Source organism: Streptomyces panaciradicis (assembly GCF_023516615.1).
Taxonomy (GTDB): domain Bacteria; phylum Actinomycetota; class Actinomycetes; order Streptomycetales; family Streptomycetaceae; genus Streptomyces; species Streptomyces panaciradicis.
In genome coordinates, this window is sequence record NZ_JAMGBF010000309.1 from 1 (window position 1) to 926 (window position 926).

The window sequence follows — 926 nt, forward strand, 5'->3', positions numbered from 1 at the left end:
TGCCGTCCGTGGAGTGGTTCGAGCAGCAGCCGCGCGAGTACCGCGACAGCGTGCTTCCGCCGTCCGTGCGCGCGCGGGTCGCCGTCGAGGCCGGCATCGGTCTGACGTGGTACCGCTTCACCGGTGACGCGGGACGCATCGTCTCCCTGGAGCACTTCGGCGCCTCCGCCGACGCCAAGATCCTGTTCGCCGAGTACGGCTTCACCCCCGAGAACGTCGCAGCGGCCGCCCGGGAATCCCTGGCCGCCGCCCGCGGTTGATCCGATCGCAAGAAAGAAGATGATCACAGTGACCGAAGTGACCGCGACCGCGGGAGCACTCAAGCGCCTGAGCGACGAAGGCGTCTCCATCTGGCTGGACGACCTCTCGCGCCGCCGGATCGAGACCGGCAACCTCGCCGAACTCGTCGCGAACAGCAACGTGGTGGGCGTGACCACCAACCCCTCCATCTTCCAGGCCGCCATCGGCTCGGGCGAGGGCTACGAGGAGCAGCTCGCCGACCTGGCGGTGCGGGGCGTCACGGTCGAGGAGGCCGTGCGCATGATGACCACCGCCGACGTCCGCGCCGCCGCCGACGTCCTGCGGCCCGTGTACGACGCCACCGGCGGCCGGGACGGCCGGGTCTCCATCGAGGTCGACCCGCGTCTGGCCCACGACACGAAGGCCACCGTCGCCGAGGCCCGGCAGCTCGCCTGGCTCGTCGACCGCCCCAACGTCATGATCAAGATCCCGGCGACGAAGGCCGGCCTCCCGGCGATCACCGAGGTCATCGGCCTCGGCATCAGCGTCAACGTCACGCTGATCTTCTCCCTGGAGCGCTACCGCGAGGTCATGGACGCCTACCTCGCCGGCCTGGAGAAGGCCCGGGCCAAGGGCCTCGACCTCTCCGTGATCCACTCCGTCGCCTCCTTCTTCGTCTCCCGCGT

Annotated in this window: 2 protein-coding genes; both read left to right on the forward strand. The window is 70.1% G+C overall.

Going from position 1 to position 926, the window contains the following annotated elements; all coding sequences use genetic code 11:
- Positions 1 to 260: transketolase-like TK C-terminal-containing protein (locus M8J74_RS44075; RefSeq protein ID WP_443744587.1), on the forward strand; the 260-nt coding region annotated here is incomplete at its 5' end.
- Positions 261 to 279: 19 nt separating this feature from the next.
- A partial coding sequence (gene tal / locus M8J74_RS44080; protein ID WP_249841760.1) for a transaldolase occupies positions 280 to 926 on the forward strand: 647 nt, incomplete at its 3' end.